Source organism: Brevibacillus composti (assembly GCF_016406105.1).
GTDB classification, from domain to species: Bacteria; Bacillota; Bacilli; order Brevibacillales; family Brevibacillaceae; genus Brevibacillus; species Brevibacillus composti.
Map to the genome: position 1 here is coordinate 4226490 of NZ_CP066308.1, position 15625 is coordinate 4242114.

A 15625-nucleotide genomic window follows, 5' to 3' on the forward strand; every position below is an offset into this window, starting at 1 on the left:
GATCTCCTGTCCTTGCTAGATGGCAGGGGGTCTTGTCCCCCTATCATATATTACCCGATTCGGCTGGGATAATGGAAATCTTCTACACCTAATTGTTTTACTTACACCCGTTCGTTGAAAAGGATAAGAAATCGCGGCCGTAGTGAGAAGAAGCATGTCTCCCTGCTTCGCTCCGGGCTCCGCCTGCAGGGATGCTGAGACTGTCTGCTCCGCTGGGCTTGGCTACACAGTCGCTGCGCAGGGAGACATGCTTCTTCCCGGTGCTTGCTTTTTGAAAGGATGTGATGGCTTTTACATGGATGGGGAAAAATTGATCCTCAAGTTGGAAAGTCCGCATTTAAAAAAGCCCGGAGTAGATTTCCGGACTTTTTTGGAAGCGAACATATGAATTTGTGTACCTGAAGGCGAAATTGTGCAGTTACAAAGCAGTGGGGACCATCAGCCGACTGTCACTGGAAGAAGCATGTTTCCCTGCGGCGCGACTGTGGAGCCCTGCCCAGCGGAGGAGTCATTCGCGGGAAAAAGGGGCGCAACGTGGGATGACCCCGAAGCGCTACTCCTTTTGCGAACCCCCGCGAATTACTCTGGAGCGGCCAGTGAATCTCCTTGCGGGGCGGAGCCCGGAGCCTAGCAGGGAAACATGCTTCTTCTCACCGCAGCCCCGTTCCTCCACTATTTAATAACTACAACGCCCGATCCAGCAAATCCATAAGATGCACCGCTTCCACTTTCCCTTCCAACCCCGCCCGCAGTATCCCTTTTTTCATCTGCAGCAAACACCCCGGATTAGAGGTAGCGATGATCTGCGCTTTGGTCTCCTTGACGTGCTCCATCTTCCCGTCGAGGATATGCATCGACATGTCAAAGTTGGTGATATTGTAGATGCCGGCGGAGCCGCAGCAGCTGTCCGCCCCGTTCATTTCGGCCAGCTCCAGTCCGGGGATGCTTTTCAGCAGCTGGCGCGGCTGATTGCGGATACCTTGGCCGTGTGCGAGATGGCAGGAGTCCTGGTAGGTGACGCGGGCATGAAGCGGCTTGGTAAAGGTCAGCGGCGGCAGCTCTGCCAAGAGTTCACCCGCATCCCTGACTTTCGCCACAAAGGCGCACGCCCGGTCTCGCCACTCAGGATGGTCGTGAAACCAGTGGTGATACTCTTTTAAAGCCGCACCACAGCCGCCTGCATTGTTGACGATCAAATCAACATCTGCCTGCTCACATGCGGCAATGTTGCGCTTGGCGAGCCGGATGGCCCCTTCCTTTTCTCCGGCATGGGCGTGGAGCGCCCCGCAGCAGCCTTGCCCTTCGATAAAAACGACATCGCAGCCTGCTTTGGTCAGCAGGCGGGCGGTCGCCTGGTTGGTCTCAAAATACATCACATCCATGACGCAGCCGGTAAACAGCCCGATTTTCAGAGCAGCTTCTCCTTCGGCCTGCATCACCGGTTTCCGCTGCTTTCTCTCCTTGGGGGAAGCGATCCTGTCCACCGCCTGCTGCATCTCGGCCATTTCACGCGGCAAAAGGCGGATCAGCCCTGTCTTGTTAGCCAGCTCTTGCAGTCCCAGGCTTTGCGCCGCCCACAGCGCTGTCCCCGCCGCCCTCACCCGCTCCGGGTAGGGAAACACGTGATCGAACATCAGCCGGCGCAAAAATGGCTGCCTGGCTCCGCTCTTTTTGTCGTCCTCCACGACCTCCCGTGCGGTTTCCACCAGACTTCCATAGGAGACACCGGCGGGGCAGGCTGTCTCGCAAGCCCGGCAGCCGAGGCAGGCGTACATGTTTTTTTCAAACTCCGGGTCTATGGCAAGCTGGCCGTTCGCAACCCCTTTCATCAGGGCGATGCGCCCCCGCGGACTTTGCGATTCCAGGCCTGTTTCCCGGTAGGTCGGACAGGCGGGCAGGCAAAAGCCGCAATGCATGCAGTTCATGATTTCATCCATGTTGAATTTGGCCAGTCCTCCGCGATGCGCTGTGCTCATCGTTTCACCACCACTCTCCGTCGGCCGCTGCCTGCGAACATTTTTCCGGGATTCATGATGTGATTCGGGTCAAAAGCCGCCTTGATCCGCTTCATCAGCTCGATGCCGCCCGGTCCTGCTTTGAGGTCGAGGTAGTTCATTTTGGCCATGCCGACGCCGTGCTCCCCGGTGATCGTCCCCCCCAAGCGGATAGCAGCATGGAATATTTCCTCAAACGCTTGCTCGACACGCTTGATCTCTTCCTGATCCCGTTCGTCCGTCATACAGGTGGGATGCAGGTTGCCGTCTCCGGCATGGCCAAACGTGCAGATATGGAGCTGGTATTTTTCGGCGATCCGCTCGACCTCCGCAACCATCTCCGCCAAGCGGGAGCGCGGAACCGTCGCGTCCTCCAAAATCGTCGTGGGGCGCAGTCTGGAGAGCGCCGCCAATGCTGATCGCCGAGCCGCCAGCAGCTTCGCCCCCTCTTCCGGCGTCGTCGCCAGCTTCACTTCGGCAGCCCCCTGCTGCCTCGCGATCTCCGCGATCCTCTCTATATCCTGCTCGACCAAATCGGCCGGCCCGTCCTGCTCGATCAGGAGCATCGACTTCATCTCCAGAGGCAGACCCAGCTTGGCGAAATCATCCACGACCTTCATCGTGGACTGGTCCAAAAACTCGATGGTAGCCGGGATGATCTTGTCGGCAATCACCTTTTCTACCGTCTTCGCCGCATCCACCAGATTGGTATAGTAGGCGACGAGCGTCCGCTTCGACTCCGGCAGGGGAAGCAGCTTCACCGTTATTTCCGTAATGACGGCGAGGGTCCCTTCCGACCCGACCAATAGCCTGGTCATGTCGTACCCGGCCACGTCCTTCATGTTCTTCCCGCCGCAGCGAAGCACCTCTCCCGACGGTAGGACGTATTCCAGCCCCAGGATATAATCCTTGGTCACCCCGTATTTCAGCCCTCTCATCCCGCCCGCGCATTGTGCCAGATTTCCGCCGATGGTGGAAATTCGCATGCTGCCCGGATCAGGCGGATAAAACAGGCCGACGGCTTCGACTGCTGCGTGCAGATCGGCTGTCACCACCCCGGGACCGAGTGTGGCCGTCAGGTTTTGCTGGTCGATCTCGTAGATTTGATTCATACGGTTCATGTTCAGGACGATGCCGCCTTCGACCGGAATCGTCCCCCCGGCCAGATTGGTTCCGGACCCCCGCGGTACGATTGGGATGCCGTGCGCATTCGCCAGCTTCAAGACAGCAGCCACCTCCTCCGCGCCCGCCGGCATGACGACCGCATCCGGCATCGCCTGGAATATCGGAGTCGCGTCATAGGAGTACGCATACAATTCATTGGGTGTATCGAGAACATACTTTTCTCCCACGATGGCTCTCAGCTCATCCCGGATCGCCTTTTCCAGCATTTTCTCTCCTCCGTCTGGTTTGTCTTCTGATCATCCTAGCCCAACCGCCAATTCCTTTCTATTATATTGCAAAGTTTCTCCTATTAACAAAATATTGTATGTATTCCGAACAATGGTTTCTCCAAAAAAACAGACAACCCCCACTCTCGCATGGGGGCTGCCCGTAAAAGATTCATCGTCTCCAAATGTCCTAGTCAAGATGGGGCAAATACTCAATATCTGGAAGCGTCACAAGTTTACCGTTCATGTACACTTGCCCCACATGTTTGAGTGCCCAAATATCATCAACGGGATTATCATCCGGGTGAAGTCCTTTTTTGTCTTGCAAAAAGTCCGGATGGCTCACTCCCGGTCCCTGCGTAGCCGTCCGCTCCGGGCTGCTCTCGTATAGAACCGCATTTTCCGCACAAGGTAAAGAAAGGAAAGGAGTGCTTTTGCCATGCCCGAGCTTCCGGAAATGGAAAACTACCGCCGCTTGCTGCATGAACGAGTAGTGGGCCGCCCCATTACAGATGTGCAGGTGGAGCGCGAAAAAACGATTAATCTCCCGGTGCCCGACTTTGCCTCGCATCTAAGGGGCAACTCCTTCACCGCCATCGAACGGAGAGGGAAACACCTGCTGTTTCATTTGCAATCTGGCCGCGTCCTGCTGCTTCATCTCATGCTCGGCGGTTTTTTGTATTGGGGCACCGAGGAAGACAAACTAGACAGGACGGCGCAGGTTGCCCTTTCTACAGGAGCGCGCATCCTCTATTTTCACGGTTTGCGCCTGGGGTATTTGCACCTTCTGACCCGGGAGGAAGCAGATGAGCGGATGAGCCATCTCGGCCCCGAACCGCTCGACCCGTCATTTACGGCCGACGCCTTCTCCCGGCTGCTGAAGCAAAAGCGCAGCGCTTTGAAAAGCGCCTGGGTCGATCAGCATCTGCTGGCGGGAATCGGCAATTGCTATGCGGATGAGATCTGCTTCCGCGCCCGGATTCTTCCCCTGCGCCGGATTCCTACTCTCTCGCCGGAGGACATCGGCAGGCTGTATGAAGCGATGCGGACATTGCTCCCCGAGGCGATCCGGTACGGAGGCTACATGGAAACGCCGCTCTTCCGCGAGGACCGGCTGACCGGGGGATACAATGAGCGCTGCCTGGTCTACGCCCGTGGCAATGAGCCCTGTCCCCGCTGCGGTCACCCGATCACGCAGGATGTCTGGTCCTCGCGCAAAGTTTTCTACTGTCCCCATTGCCAGCATTAGGCCTCCATCGGGCGGACCATGTACACCTGTTCAGTGCCGGAGGGAGCAAAGCCGGCCTGTTCCAGTACGCGCAGCACCCATTCCTCCGAGGCGGGCAGGTTAAACGTCCCTCTCCGGCAAGGGGCGCTGAGCGGCGCGTAAGCATGCCCCAGCAAGACACGGACGATCTCTTCCCGATCGGAGCGCTCCGGCTGACAGGCGCACTGGCGCAGCGTAATCGAGGCCAGCTTTCCTTCCTCGTCAAAGGTGCGCCGGAACAGCACATACCCGACCACTTCACCCGCAGGGTCCTCCGCGAAAATCGCCTCGCCGTCGCGGAGACTCTGCCATTGGTTTTGCCAGGGAATCAGCTCCGGGTAAAAGGAGAGGGCAGCCGCCTCCTGCGGGATCCCGCGGCGAATTCGATAGGGATGGGCGGATAGATCGCCAAAGGGATCCCCGACAAAGGGCTCCGTGTGCTGCCAGAACAGAAGCCGATCCTTGATCTCATAGCCGAGCTGCCGGTAGAGTGCGATCGCTTTGTCATTCTGACTGACAGCCTCCAGCGTGGCTAGGTGCACGCCCTCTTCCCGGTACAAATCCAGCGTCGCCTCCATCAGCTTGCGGCCCACCCCTTGGCGGCGGTACTCGGTCTTTACCCCCGTGCCGCCATTCCACGCTATTTTTTTGCCTCCCACGGTGCGGACGCCGCTGGCGGCCAGACCGACCGGTTCTCCGTCTGCGAATGCCACCACGGACAGCGAGGAGGTATACCCTTCCGTTCCCAGCCTTTGCATCATCGTCTCTACCGTCATGGTAATGGGAAAGTAATACCCCTCGAACCCCCGGTTCCAGGCCATGGTAATTTCGTCCAGCGTACATGCGGGGAAACGTTTGATGGAAATCATCGGCACCACACAACACCCTTTCTTTTATCAGCGATGGGACCGCCGCAAATCACGTTCGCACCGACTCGGTGACAACAGCCGAACCCTTCTGCTTGTGATTGATAAAAAAATTTTAATCGATAAATTTGAAAAATTCAATCTGTTTTGCGGGAAACCCGCTCGTTCTTGCTGTATGCTGGTAAAAATGTGCGCAAGCGAACCATGATGTACCTGCAGGCTGTTCCCGAGGAGCTCGTGGACTGGCGGCCGGGTGAAGACAAATTTTCTATCGGGGACCTGATCCGCCATCTCGGTTCGACGGAGCTCATGTTTCTTCACGCCATGACTCATCAGGAGTGGAAGTATGAGGGACATGGGCCGGAAAAAGGCAGAACGCTGCCCGAGGCCATCGCCTATCTGCAGGCTTGCCACAAGACAGCGCAGGAGGGGCTGAATCAGCTGGAGCCGGAGTCGCTTACCGGGAAAGTAAAAAATATGCTGGGCTATGAGGTGAGTGTCTGGAGACTTCTGATGGCGATGGCCGAGCATGAAATTCATCACCGCGGGCAGCTCTCCGCCTACCTGCAGGCAAACGGAATCCAGCCTCCCCAGATATTCGGCCTGAAAATTGAGCAGATCCCAACGACGTCCTAACCTACTCCTTTTTTTCCAATCTCTCGTCGATCTCATCCAGCTCGGCCAGCACCTCTGATCCAAACCAGTCGGTCAGCTTGCCGCGCGCCTTTGCTTTGACATCCTCATTGATGTAGACCGCGACGACGACCAAAGCGCTGATCAACGTCGTCAAATCGTCGCCGTAGCCGACCACCGGCATCATGTCCGGCATTACATCCAGGGGACTGATAAAATAGCCCAAGGCCCCCAATATGACCGTCTTCGCCCATGCAGGCGTTTTGGGGTTCTGCAGCGCATAATAAAGCAGGAGCGCAACGTAGACGACTTTGCCTCCTGCTTTTTTGGCGAATTTCTTCACCTTTGTCCAAAAAGACTCCTCCGAATATACCTTGGCGTATTTATCCGACATCCTTGCACCTCCTGACTCCTCAGGGAGACTGTTTAGGCATCCGTCTGTACATGGTAAGATAAGGGCAGCAACTGTCAAGAGCGGTCCGGCCGCCATCGCGGCTTTCCGGTTAACTCTTGACGGTCACGAATTCATGCAAAATGAGGCGAACAACATGACCACCAAACCAGCCAAAATTATCCTGTTTGCGGGGGGCCGCCTGGGCAGTTGGGCGTTGGAGGAAATCGAAGAAAATGACTGCCTGATCGGCGTTGACCGCGGCGCATTGTTTCTGCTCCAGCACGGGAAGCGGCCGCATTTGGCGATCGGAGATTTCGACTCGGTCACACGGGAGGAACGCGAGCTCATTCGCCAAAACAGCGAGGGCATGCTCACCTGCGACCCGGTCATGAAGGATTTGACCGACACCGAGATGGGCCTGCGCTGGGCCTTGGAGAGAAGACCTGCCGAGATCGTTCTCACCGGCGCGCTGGGCTCCCGCTTTGACCACGCGCTGGCCAATGTGCACCTCCTCGCGAAAGCGCTCGAAGCCGGGGTGCCCTGCCGCATCGTGGACGAAACTAACCAGATCATGCTGGTAGAAGGGCACGCCACCATCAGACGCAGCCGCTTTTCGCATGTCTCCCTGCTGCCGCTGACGGAGAAGGTCACAGGCATTACCCTGACCGGATTTCAATACCCGCTCAACAACGCCACCTTGCAAACCGGCGATACCTTGGGGATCAGCAATGTTCTGCTGGGCGAGACAGGAACGATATCGGTCGAGAGCGGCCGGCTGATCGCCGTTCAGAGCAGTGACGAATCCCCGTTCGATGCCTGATTATGCAGCCGCGCCGCCTTTTATGAACCGACTCTCCGGGCAGCTCTATGAAAAAGCCCTGCTGGCCGTGGCTGGATCGTTTTCCGCAAGCTCCGCCTGCAGCGGAAGCTGCCAGTTGATCTCCGCCATCCCCTGCTCGCGCAAAAACCGGTTGGTCCGGGAAAACGGACGGCTGCCAAAGAAGCCGCGATTTGCCGAAAATGGGCTGGGATGCGGCGATTGAATCACCATATGCTTTTGTGTGTCAATAAAAGACGCCTTTTCCTGGGCATGCCGCCCCCAGAGGATAAAGACCAAGGGAGCTTCCCGGTCGTTCAGCACCCGGATCACCCGGTCCGTAAACTGCTCCCAGCCCCTCCCCTTGTGGGAGTTGGGGGTGCCGCCTCGCACCGTAAGCACGGTGTTGAGCAGCAGTACGCCCTGCTTGGCCCACTCGACCAGATACCCGTGCTGCGGAATCGTGCAGCCGAGGTCGCTTTTCAGCTCCTTGTAGATATTTTGCAAGGAGGGGGGTGTGGCTACTCCCGGCTTCACGGAAAAACTGAGACCATGCGCTTGACCGGGACCGTGATAGGGATCTTGTCCCAGAATGACCACCTTGGCCTCCCGGTAGGAGGTGAGGTGAAGCGCGTTAAAAATATCGAACATATCGGGATAGACCGTCTGCTGCTGATACTCCCTTTTCAAAAAATCGCGCAGCTGCAAGTAGTACGGCTTTTCGAATTCATCTGCCAGCAATGCGGCCCAATCGTTTTTCAATATCGACATCCATCTACACCTGGCCTTTTTTCTCGTAGGACTTTTCTCTATCATACCCCCTTCCATTTTAATAGGAAAGAGACCGGGAAAATCCAATGCCCGCGGCAATCAGGCCTTCTTTCCCTGCCCGCCGCTCCAGCTTCCCCGCATACCCGGGACTTATGAAGAAGGCGACCGTGCTGCTGCACCCGCCATATGGGCGTCCGTTCCTATGACCGTTGCTTGATAGCTTGGTCCTATGTTTTTTGACATAATATCCCTTGGATTCTATTACGATAGACGGGGGAGAGTTTCATATCATGAAATGGGATTGGAAGTCATTCGCGGGGGGCATTCTCGTCGGTTCGGTTCTGTTCTCCGGCTTGGCAATCGCTGCACCCGCTTTCCCGGATGCGGGAGACATCAACAAAGAACCATTTACCTACTACTTTGACGGCATCCCCAAATCGCCGAAAATGGATGTGCAAGGCATTCTGTACAAAAATTCAGTCTATGTGCCTATCCGTTTTGTCGCGGAAAATCTGGGGAAAACGGTCATCTACGATGGAAAAACCAAATCGATCTTCATCGGCAAGCTGCCAGTCGCCAAGATGTATTCCAAGCTGGAAGCGGTCGATCTGGTGAAGAAGAAGCTCGCCGGGAACCTGACGCCCCAACATGTCGTGGAATACGATCACGACGATGAAAAGGGGCATTATGTCATCCAGGTCTATCAGACGGTGGTCAATAACTTCCAGTCCGGCGACAGCTATACCAGCACCTATGGATGGTTTGTCGTCAATCCCAATACGGGAGAGATTCGCTCTCTGTTGCAGTAAGCGTCCAGGTTTTCTTGTTTGACCACTGCGATCATCCGTATTCTTACTCGCTCATTTGAATCAGTACCATTTCATACATTCCCATCGATGAAAAAGCAGCAGTCCCCTGGGCCGCTGCTTTTTTGGCTATGCAATTGGACTGGCGGAGACAATCGCCATCGGGCCTCCGCAGACATCCCCTATCCCCAACGAGAGCTCAGACGAGCTGATGCTTCTCCAGCTTCCGATAAAGGGTGGAGAGGCTGATTTGCAGGTCGTCGGCGATCCGCGCCTTGTCTCCTCCCCACTCGGGCGATTGGAGATACCGCTCCAATACCCCCTTCTCATAGCGGGCGATCCGCTCCTCCAGACTACCCGCCGCCAGCATCTCATCCCGCTCCGGCCGAGAAATGGCCGTCGTCCCTGCGCGGGCGGCCAGCGGCTCCAGATACTCCGGCACATCACCGATGCCGATGACCGCATCCTCCGCCATATTGACCATGTACTCAATCGCATTCTCCAGCTGCCTGATATTTCCCGGCCAGTCATAGCGGCCCAAGAGCTCCATGAGCGGCGGCTCCAGTTCCAGGCGTCCCTTTTGCAGCAGCGTTCCGTACTTGTGCAAAAAATGGCCGATGTACAGCGAGATATCCTCCCGCCGCTCGCGGAGAGGCTGCAGCCGGATCGGGATCACGTTCAGGCGATAGTAGAGATCCTCCCGAAACAGCCCTTCCCTGACCATGCCCTCCAAATCGCGATGGGTGGCGGCGATGACCCGGACGTCCACCGGAACCGGCTTTACCCCGCCCACCCGGTCGACTGTTCGCTCCTGGAGCACGCGCAGTAGCTTGGGCTGCAAGGACAGCGGGATATCTCCCACTTCATCGAGAAAGATTGTTCCGCTGTGCGCCAGCTCAAATTTCCCCGGCTTGCCTTCCCGGCGGGAACCGGTAAAGGCTCCCCCTTCGTAGCCAAACAGTTCGCTTTCCAGCAGGCCCTCCGGTATCGCCGCACAGTTCACCGCAATAAACGGATGCCGGGCACGTCCCCCTTCACAGTGGATCGCCCGCGCCAACAGCTCTTTACCCGTCCCGCTCTCCCCGCGTATCAACACCGTGGAGATGCTGTTCTTCACCTTGTTTGCCTTTTGGATCACTTCACGGAGGCCGGTCTCCGCCCCGATCAACTGGGCGAAATAGATGGCTTCACCCGACTCGGGCGGCACTTCCTCCTGCAGATGACAGCCGAGCCGCCCCTCTTCCTCCAGCTCCAGCAGCTTGTGCACAATCAGGGCGCTGGTATGGTCCAAAAACGTCATCAGCTTTTCCGCATGCTGGACCATCTTTTCCTTTTGTTCCGGCGAAAACCCGATCAGGCCGATGACGCCCACTGTTTTTTCCCGCTTGTGTACGGGAAAGCCGATCGTGGCCAACTCGCGGCACTGCTGCAGGAACTTGCAGCTCCTGCACTCCGCTTCATTCTTTTTCATGTCGTAGATGATGCCCGGCTGCCCCGTCTGCAAGATCATGCGGAAAAACGATCCCTCCGGGGCGGGCAGACCGACCAGGTCCTGATAATAGCCAGTGCCGCTCACTCGGATCCCCTGTTCGTCCAGAATGGTGACATCCAACCCCAGCACCTCTGCAATATTTTCCGCGTATCCCTGTATGAATGTGCGGATGCGTGAAAATTCCGTCATGCTCCGACCTCCTGCTGTTTCCCGTCAATCACTGCCGTTATGTTATCCGCTGGAAGCCACCTGCTTCAAAAGCGGCTGCAAAGCCTGCTCCAGATCATCGATGATGTCGGATGCATCCTCCAGACCTGTCGAAAAGCGGATCAGTCCATCCGTAATGCCGAAGGCTTCCCGCTCCCCGGACGGGATGGCGAAATGTGTCATCGATGCCGGGTGCTGCACCAGTGTTTCCGGATCTCCTAAGCTAAACGATATCATAGCCAGGCGCAGTCCGTTCATGAAAGTTTTGGCCGCCTCCAAGCCTCCCCTCACCTCAAAGGAGACAATGCCGCCCATTCCGCTCATTTGCCGCCGGGCCAGCTCGTGCTGCGGATGGGAGGCCAGTCCCGGGTAGTAGACACGCTCAATCGCGGGATGAGCCTCCAGATACCGGGCAATCTCGCCGGCGCTCTGGCAGTGCTGCCGGATGCGCAGGCCCAGCGTTTTCAGCCCGCGCAGGATCAAAAATGCATCCCATGCGTTCAGATTCTGCCCCAGATCGCCCATGATGTGCCTGCGCATATACTGGATCGCTTCCCGTTTGCCGACGATAAAACCGGCGATGACATCGCCGTGGCCGTTGAGGTACTTGGTAGCGCTGTGCACGACCACATCTGCGCCGAGTTCCAGCGGCTGTTGCAAATAGGGCGTCATGAAGGTATTGTCTACGATCACCGTAAGGCCATGGGCGTGAGCGAGCCGGGAAAGCTGGCCAATATCCAGGATCGTCAGACAAGGGTTGGACGGCGTCTCCAGATAGAGAACGCGTGTCTCGGGCCGAATCGCCCGCATGACAGCGGCAAGATCGGTACAGTCTACAAAATCTGTTTCGATTCCGTAGCGCGGTGCGAGCGAGGTCAAAAATTTATAACTGCCCCCGTACACATCCCGGGTGCAGATCACATGATCCCCCTGTTTCAGAAAGGCCAGCAGCGCCCCCGATATCGCTGCCATCCCGCTGCTGACCCCCAGGGCGGCTTCCCCCTTTTCCAGAGAGGCGATCTTCGCCTCCAGGGAAGCAATCGTCGGGTTGCCATAGCGGCCGTAGTAGGTCCCCTCCCTCTCGCCGGCGACCACGGCCGCAGCTGCATCCACATCCGTGAACGCATACGCAACCGCAGGCACGACGGCCGAAGCGACGGCGCCTGTCTTCTCACATGGCTCCTGTCCCGCATGGATCAGGGCCGTATCCATTTTCCATTTTCTCATCTCCATGCTGTCTCTTCCTCTCTCCAGTTGGATAATCCTTTCGTGGCAGACCTTATCCAAAAGGCATAGCAAAGATCGTGCCATCGCGGGGCACCATCTGGCTTTACCCGTTACAATCCCGGAGAATCCAGTCTGCTGGCCGTTTTCCGCTTAGTGGCATTTTCTCTCGCCTCGTCCTCTCGCCCGCAAATCTGCCTGCTTTTCGCAAACTTGCAAAGCCGCCCTTCGCAAAAATGGCAAAAGGGAAACGCCCTTCTGGACGCTTCCCTCCTTTTCGAGATGGATGTGCGGATCGATCTACTTAGACCAGCAGTCCGCCGTTTCCTTTTGCGTACTTCGCGATACCCTCTGCTGCCCGGTAGGCCAGTGCGCCGACCGTATCCGTCGGGTTGTAGCCGCTGTTGTGCGGAAACGCCGTAGCCCCGACCACGAAGAGGTTTTCTACATCCCACATTTGCAGGTAATTGTTCACAGCCGAGGTGTCCGGCGATGCCCCCATGATCACCCCGCCGGTGTTGTGCGTGGATTGATAGGGCGTGATGTCGTAGGGACCCAGCTCCCGCCTCACGTCCACATGCGTCGCGCCCATCTCCTTGAGAATCTGCCCGCATTTGTCCGCCGTAAAAGCAGCGAGCTGCCGATCCTGCTCCTCGAAGTCAAAGGTGATGCGGATCAGCGGATCGCCAAATACGTCGCGGTACGTGGGATCAAGATCGAGGAAGTGGTGGCGGAACGGCATCGAGGCCCCCTGCGCTCCCACTCCCAGCGTCCGGTAAAAATACTTGAGCGAAGCGGCCTTGAACTCTTTGCCCCAGTTCGGCGTCCCGGACGGCACCGGATTGTTGGCGATCGGACGAAGCCCGGTTTGCGACAAGCTGATGCTGGCTCCGTGCAGGAACTTGAGATCGGAGTGGTCAAAGTTGTCCCCGTTGTAGTCATCCAGGGTGATGCCGAGCGCACCGGCGCCTGCGTACAGATTAAATTCCCGGTCCTCGAAAAAGCCTGTCGCTCCGCCGCGGATGACCTGGTAGGCATAGTTTTTGCCGATGACGCCCTTCCCGGTTGCCGGGTCATACGGCCGTCCGAGATTGGACAGCAGGAGCAATCTGACGTTATTGAATACGTAACTGGTCAGCACGACGATGTCTGCGGGCTGCTCGATCTCTTCACCCGTCGTCGTATCCGTGTACAGGACGCCCGTCGCCCGGTTGCCGGTATGCAGGATGCGCCGCACGTACGAATGCGTGCGAATCTCGAATTTGCCTGTCTTTTTCGCGACCGGGATGACGGTCACGACCGGATCGGCCTTTGCCCCGTACTCGCAGCCAAAACGCTCGCAGTATCCGCAATACTGGCAGGCTGCACGGGAGACGCCATCCTCGTTGGTGTACGCCTGCGAGAGGTTGGCTGACGGCATCATGTACGGATTCAGCTTGAGCTTTTTGGCGGCTTCGGCAAACAGCTTGATCGCAGGCGTCTGCTTCATCGGCGGGGTTGGATATGGGCTGGAGCGCTTGCCCCCTAGTGGATTTTCCTCCCCGGAGATCCCTGCCATCTTCTCAAATCGGTCATAATACGGCTCCATCTCCTCGTAGGTGATGCCCCAGTCCTGAATCGTCATGCCTTCGGGGATCTTGTCCTCCCCGTATCGTTCGATGGTTTTGCTGCGAATTTCGAAATCATAGGGCAAAAAGCGGAAGGTCTGTCCATTCCAGTGGACACCCGCTCCCCCCAGACCGGTCCCGATCAGAAAAGAACCGTACTGCCGCATCGGCAGCGCGCGAATCCGCGTATTGCTGCGGAAGGTAATCGTTTCCTTGGACAAGTCCTGCATCAATTCATAGCGGAGGGCGTAGCGCAATTCGTCGTGGACCATGTAGTAGTCTTCCGTCTTCCGCTCTTTTCCACGCTCCAGCCCGACCACAGTCAAGCCCTGCTTGGTCAATTCTGAGGCGATGATCCCCCCGCCCCATCCGACACCGACGATGACGACATCCACTTTCGGCAGTCTGCGTGCCATTTCCGTCCCCTCCTATCCATGCTGATGGTCTCGTAAGCTTTTAGGGTCCATTTTGACGAACTGATCTTGCTCGATCACCTGCGTGTAGGCCATCTGGTTGCCCGGATAGCGTTTCAGCCTCCAGCCGTCCATGTTTTTGTTGCCTCCGTAGAGCGGATCGGCATAAATCCCTTCCAGCGTAGATGCGCGCAGCATCTGGAAAAAACCGCTGGCGGAGATCGTCGTCAGCTTGACCTCATTCGTCTCAAAGGCCTTCAGCACCGCATCCTGCTGATCCGCCTCCAGCTCGTAAAAACGCTTGCCGAATTTGGACGTGCTGTAGTTGTTCATCTCCTGTATCCCAATATCGAAAATTTCCCGGCGTTTCAGCCTGCCTTGGTAGCCCTGCGTGGCTTCACCCGGAAAAAAAGGCCCCTGCATGTAATCGCGGGCGTTAAATCCCCAATCTCCCGACAGTTGGTGGTCGATAAAATAAGCGGCCCCCAATGCCCTCGCTCCTGGGCCGTTTTCATCCTCTGGAAAAATCCGTTCCGTCGCTGCATCTACCACGCGGAATTGCTCAGGAGTGAAATACATCAGCGCCTGGTTAAAATCCGGAGCTGCCGGAGCCGCCTGCGGAACAGGAGGTCCCTGCGTTTTCAGCAAGCTGCCCGCCACGCCGCCAATCACCAGGCCGCCCAGAACCAAACCGGAGTTTTTCAAGAATTTTCGTCTTGATACGGCCTGCTCTTGTCTTTCATCTGTCTGTGCCAAAGCGTCCACCTCCTGAATGTCTATCTTTTATTTGCGCAATATCGTGCCAAATTAATCGTTTTGGGTGAAAATTTTCCATATCGCGCCATCAATAAACAGGCAATAATCGGTAAATCCTAACCCTAGCTGGAAAAATGGAGGGATAGATGGATGCGTATACCACAAATCATCAGCGGCCTCAGCCTCATCTGCCTGCTCGCGGCATGCGCAGGCCAGGGAGCGCCGGACCAGGGGAATCAAGGCGCCGCGAATCAGGCTGGCCAGAACCAGGGGACACAGACCCAGTCGATGCACCAGCAGGCAGCGGGGGGACATGAACATGACCAGATGACGGTCATCCCCAGTGTCGACCGAGATAAAAAGCTGACCACCAATCGGCATGGCGGAACGAACAGCGGCATGGGCACCGCCACCTACAGCCGGATGGGCAGCTCCGGTCTTTTGGACGGCGGGCCTTCCACCAACCTGGAGTCTCAATTGGCGGCGGCCGGAGTAAACGGCGTACAGGTGCTGGTTGTCCATGACAGCGTCTTTATCGCCCCTGCCGACGGAAAAACCCTTTCCGTCAATCAGATGGACGAGACACAATCTCATGTGCTGAGCAATTATCGCGGAAGCTCCCAGCGCGGCACGCAGTTCAAGGATGGACAGGTGGGCACGCTGGGTACGAGTGATCGAGACGGCTTGTTGGCCCAGGCAAAAGACCAGCTGGAGCGGATTTACGGCGGCGGCGTCCAGATTCGGACGGTCACCCAGCCCCAAGCGATTGCAGCCTTGGAGCGAATCAAGCAGAGCATGGGGGGCGCAAGACAATTGGACCCGAACAACGCCAGCACGACTGGTATCTCCGGCACGGCCGGCAACAACCGTACTACGAGGACGGCCGGCAGCACAAATGCCGCAGGCAACGCCAATCTGGCTCAGGACCTCGCTCTCCTGCTGCGCAGCGCATCACCCGGCGGCGGCCGTTAGACCATACCCTCTCTT

The 15625-nt window shown here is 57.2% G+C and carries 14 protein-coding genes; 5 read left to right on the forward strand and 9 right to left on the reverse strand.

The annotated features are described in order from the left end of the window. Positions 1-683: 683 nt before the first annotated feature. Together JD108_RS21075 and JD108_RS21080 are read right to left on the reverse strand one after the other, a co-directional pair. The gene (locus JD108_RS21075; RefSeq protein ID WP_198827867.1) at positions 684-1976 is read right to left on the reverse strand and encodes a (Fe-S)-binding protein; all 1293 of its coding nucleotides are present in this window, start codon (positions 1974-1976) and stop codon (positions 684-686) included. Beyond that, positions 1973-3385 carry an FAD-binding oxidoreductase gene (locus tag JD108_RS21080; RefSeq protein WP_198827868.1) on the reverse strand — a complete coding sequence of 471 codons (1413 nt, stop codon included), beginning with the start codon at positions 3383-3385 and terminating at the stop codon, positions 1973-1975. The genes JD108_RS21075 and JD108_RS21080 overlap by 4 nt, the downstream gene beginning before the upstream one ends. A 439-nt stretch (positions 3386-3824) precedes the next feature. Here JD108_RS21080 and mutM point away from each other — a divergent pair, with 439 nt between their 5' ends. Further along, positions 3825-4634 (forward strand): DNA-formamidopyrimidine glycosylase, encoded by an 810-nt coding sequence (gene mutM / locus JD108_RS21085; RefSeq protein WP_198827869.1) that lies wholly within the window; start codon positions 3825-3827, stop codon positions 4632-4634. On the opposite strand, the gene JD108_RS21090 is transcribed toward mutM, so the two are convergent. Continuing rightward, positions 4631-5521 (reverse strand): GNAT family N-acetyltransferase, encoded by an 891-nt coding sequence (locus JD108_RS21090; RefSeq protein ID WP_198830213.1) that lies wholly within the window; start codon positions 5519-5521, stop codon positions 4631-4633. The two genes, mutM and JD108_RS21090, sit on opposite strands and share 4 nt — an antisense overlap. A gap of 186 nt (positions 5522-5707) precedes the next feature. Between JD108_RS21090 and JD108_RS21095 the strand changes: the two genes are divergently transcribed. Next, on the forward strand, positions 5708-6154 hold the full coding sequence (locus JD108_RS21095; protein ID WP_228728239.1) for a DinB family protein: 447 nt from the start codon (positions 5708-5710) through the stop codon (positions 6152-6154). Between the two features lies 1 nt (position 6155). On the opposite strand, the gene JD108_RS21100 is transcribed toward JD108_RS21095, so the two are convergent. Beyond that, on the reverse strand, positions 6156-6545 hold the full coding sequence (locus JD108_RS21100) for a YkvA family protein (RefSeq protein ID WP_198827870.1): 390 nt from the start codon (positions 6543-6545) through the stop codon (positions 6156-6158). A 154-nt stretch (positions 6546-6699) separates the two neighbouring features. Here JD108_RS21100 and JD108_RS21105 point away from each other — a divergent pair, with 154 nt between their 5' ends. Next, entirely contained in the window at positions 6700-7365 is a 666-nt protein-coding gene (locus tag JD108_RS21105; RefSeq protein WP_198827871.1) for a thiamine diphosphokinase, read from the forward strand. Positions 7366-7410: 45 nt separating this feature from the next. On the opposite strand, the gene JD108_RS21110 is transcribed toward JD108_RS21105, so the two are convergent. Then, complete coding sequence (locus JD108_RS21110; RefSeq protein WP_198827872.1) at positions 7411-8133, reverse strand: uracil-DNA glycosylase; 723 nt, start codon at positions 8131-8133, stop codon at positions 7411-7413. Positions 8134-8423: 290 nt separating this feature from the next. Here JD108_RS21110 and JD108_RS21115 point away from each other — a divergent pair, with 290 nt between their 5' ends. Then, entirely contained in the window at positions 8424-8942 is a 519-nt protein-coding gene (locus JD108_RS21115; RefSeq protein ID WP_198827873.1) for a stalk domain-containing protein, read from the forward strand. Between the two features lie 196 nt (positions 8943-9138). On the opposite strand, the gene JD108_RS21120 is transcribed toward JD108_RS21115, so the two are convergent. From JD108_RS21120 to JD108_RS21135, 4 genes are all read right to left on the reverse strand, one after another. Continuing rightward, a complete protein-coding gene (locus JD108_RS21120; RefSeq protein WP_198827874.1) occupies positions 9139-10620 on the reverse strand; it encodes a sigma-54 interaction domain-containing protein in 1482 nt (493 codons plus the stop codon). Positions 10621-10662: 42 nt separating this feature from the next. After that, the gene (locus JD108_RS21125) at positions 10663-11871 is read right to left on the reverse strand and encodes a trans-sulfuration enzyme family protein (RefSeq protein ID WP_198827875.1); all 1209 of its coding nucleotides are present in this window, start codon (positions 11869-11871) and stop codon (positions 10663-10665) included. 295 nt (positions 11872-12166) lie between these two features. Continuing rightward, a complete protein-coding gene (locus JD108_RS21130) occupies positions 12167-13885 on the reverse strand; it encodes a GMC family oxidoreductase (protein ID WP_198827876.1) in 1719 nt (572 codons plus the stop codon). A 12-nt stretch (positions 13886-13897) separates the two neighbouring features. Continuing rightward, the gene (locus tag JD108_RS21135; protein ID WP_198827877.1) at positions 13898-14638 is read right to left on the reverse strand and encodes a gluconate 2-dehydrogenase subunit 3 family protein; all 741 of its coding nucleotides are present in this window, start codon (positions 14636-14638) and stop codon (positions 13898-13900) included. Positions 14639-14788: 150 nt separating this feature from the next. Here JD108_RS21135 and JD108_RS21140 point away from each other — a divergent pair, with 150 nt between their 5' ends. Beyond that, entirely contained in the window at positions 14789-15610 is an 822-nt protein-coding gene (locus JD108_RS21140) for a hypothetical protein (protein WP_198827878.1), read from the forward strand. Positions 15611-15625: the final 15 nt, after the last annotated feature.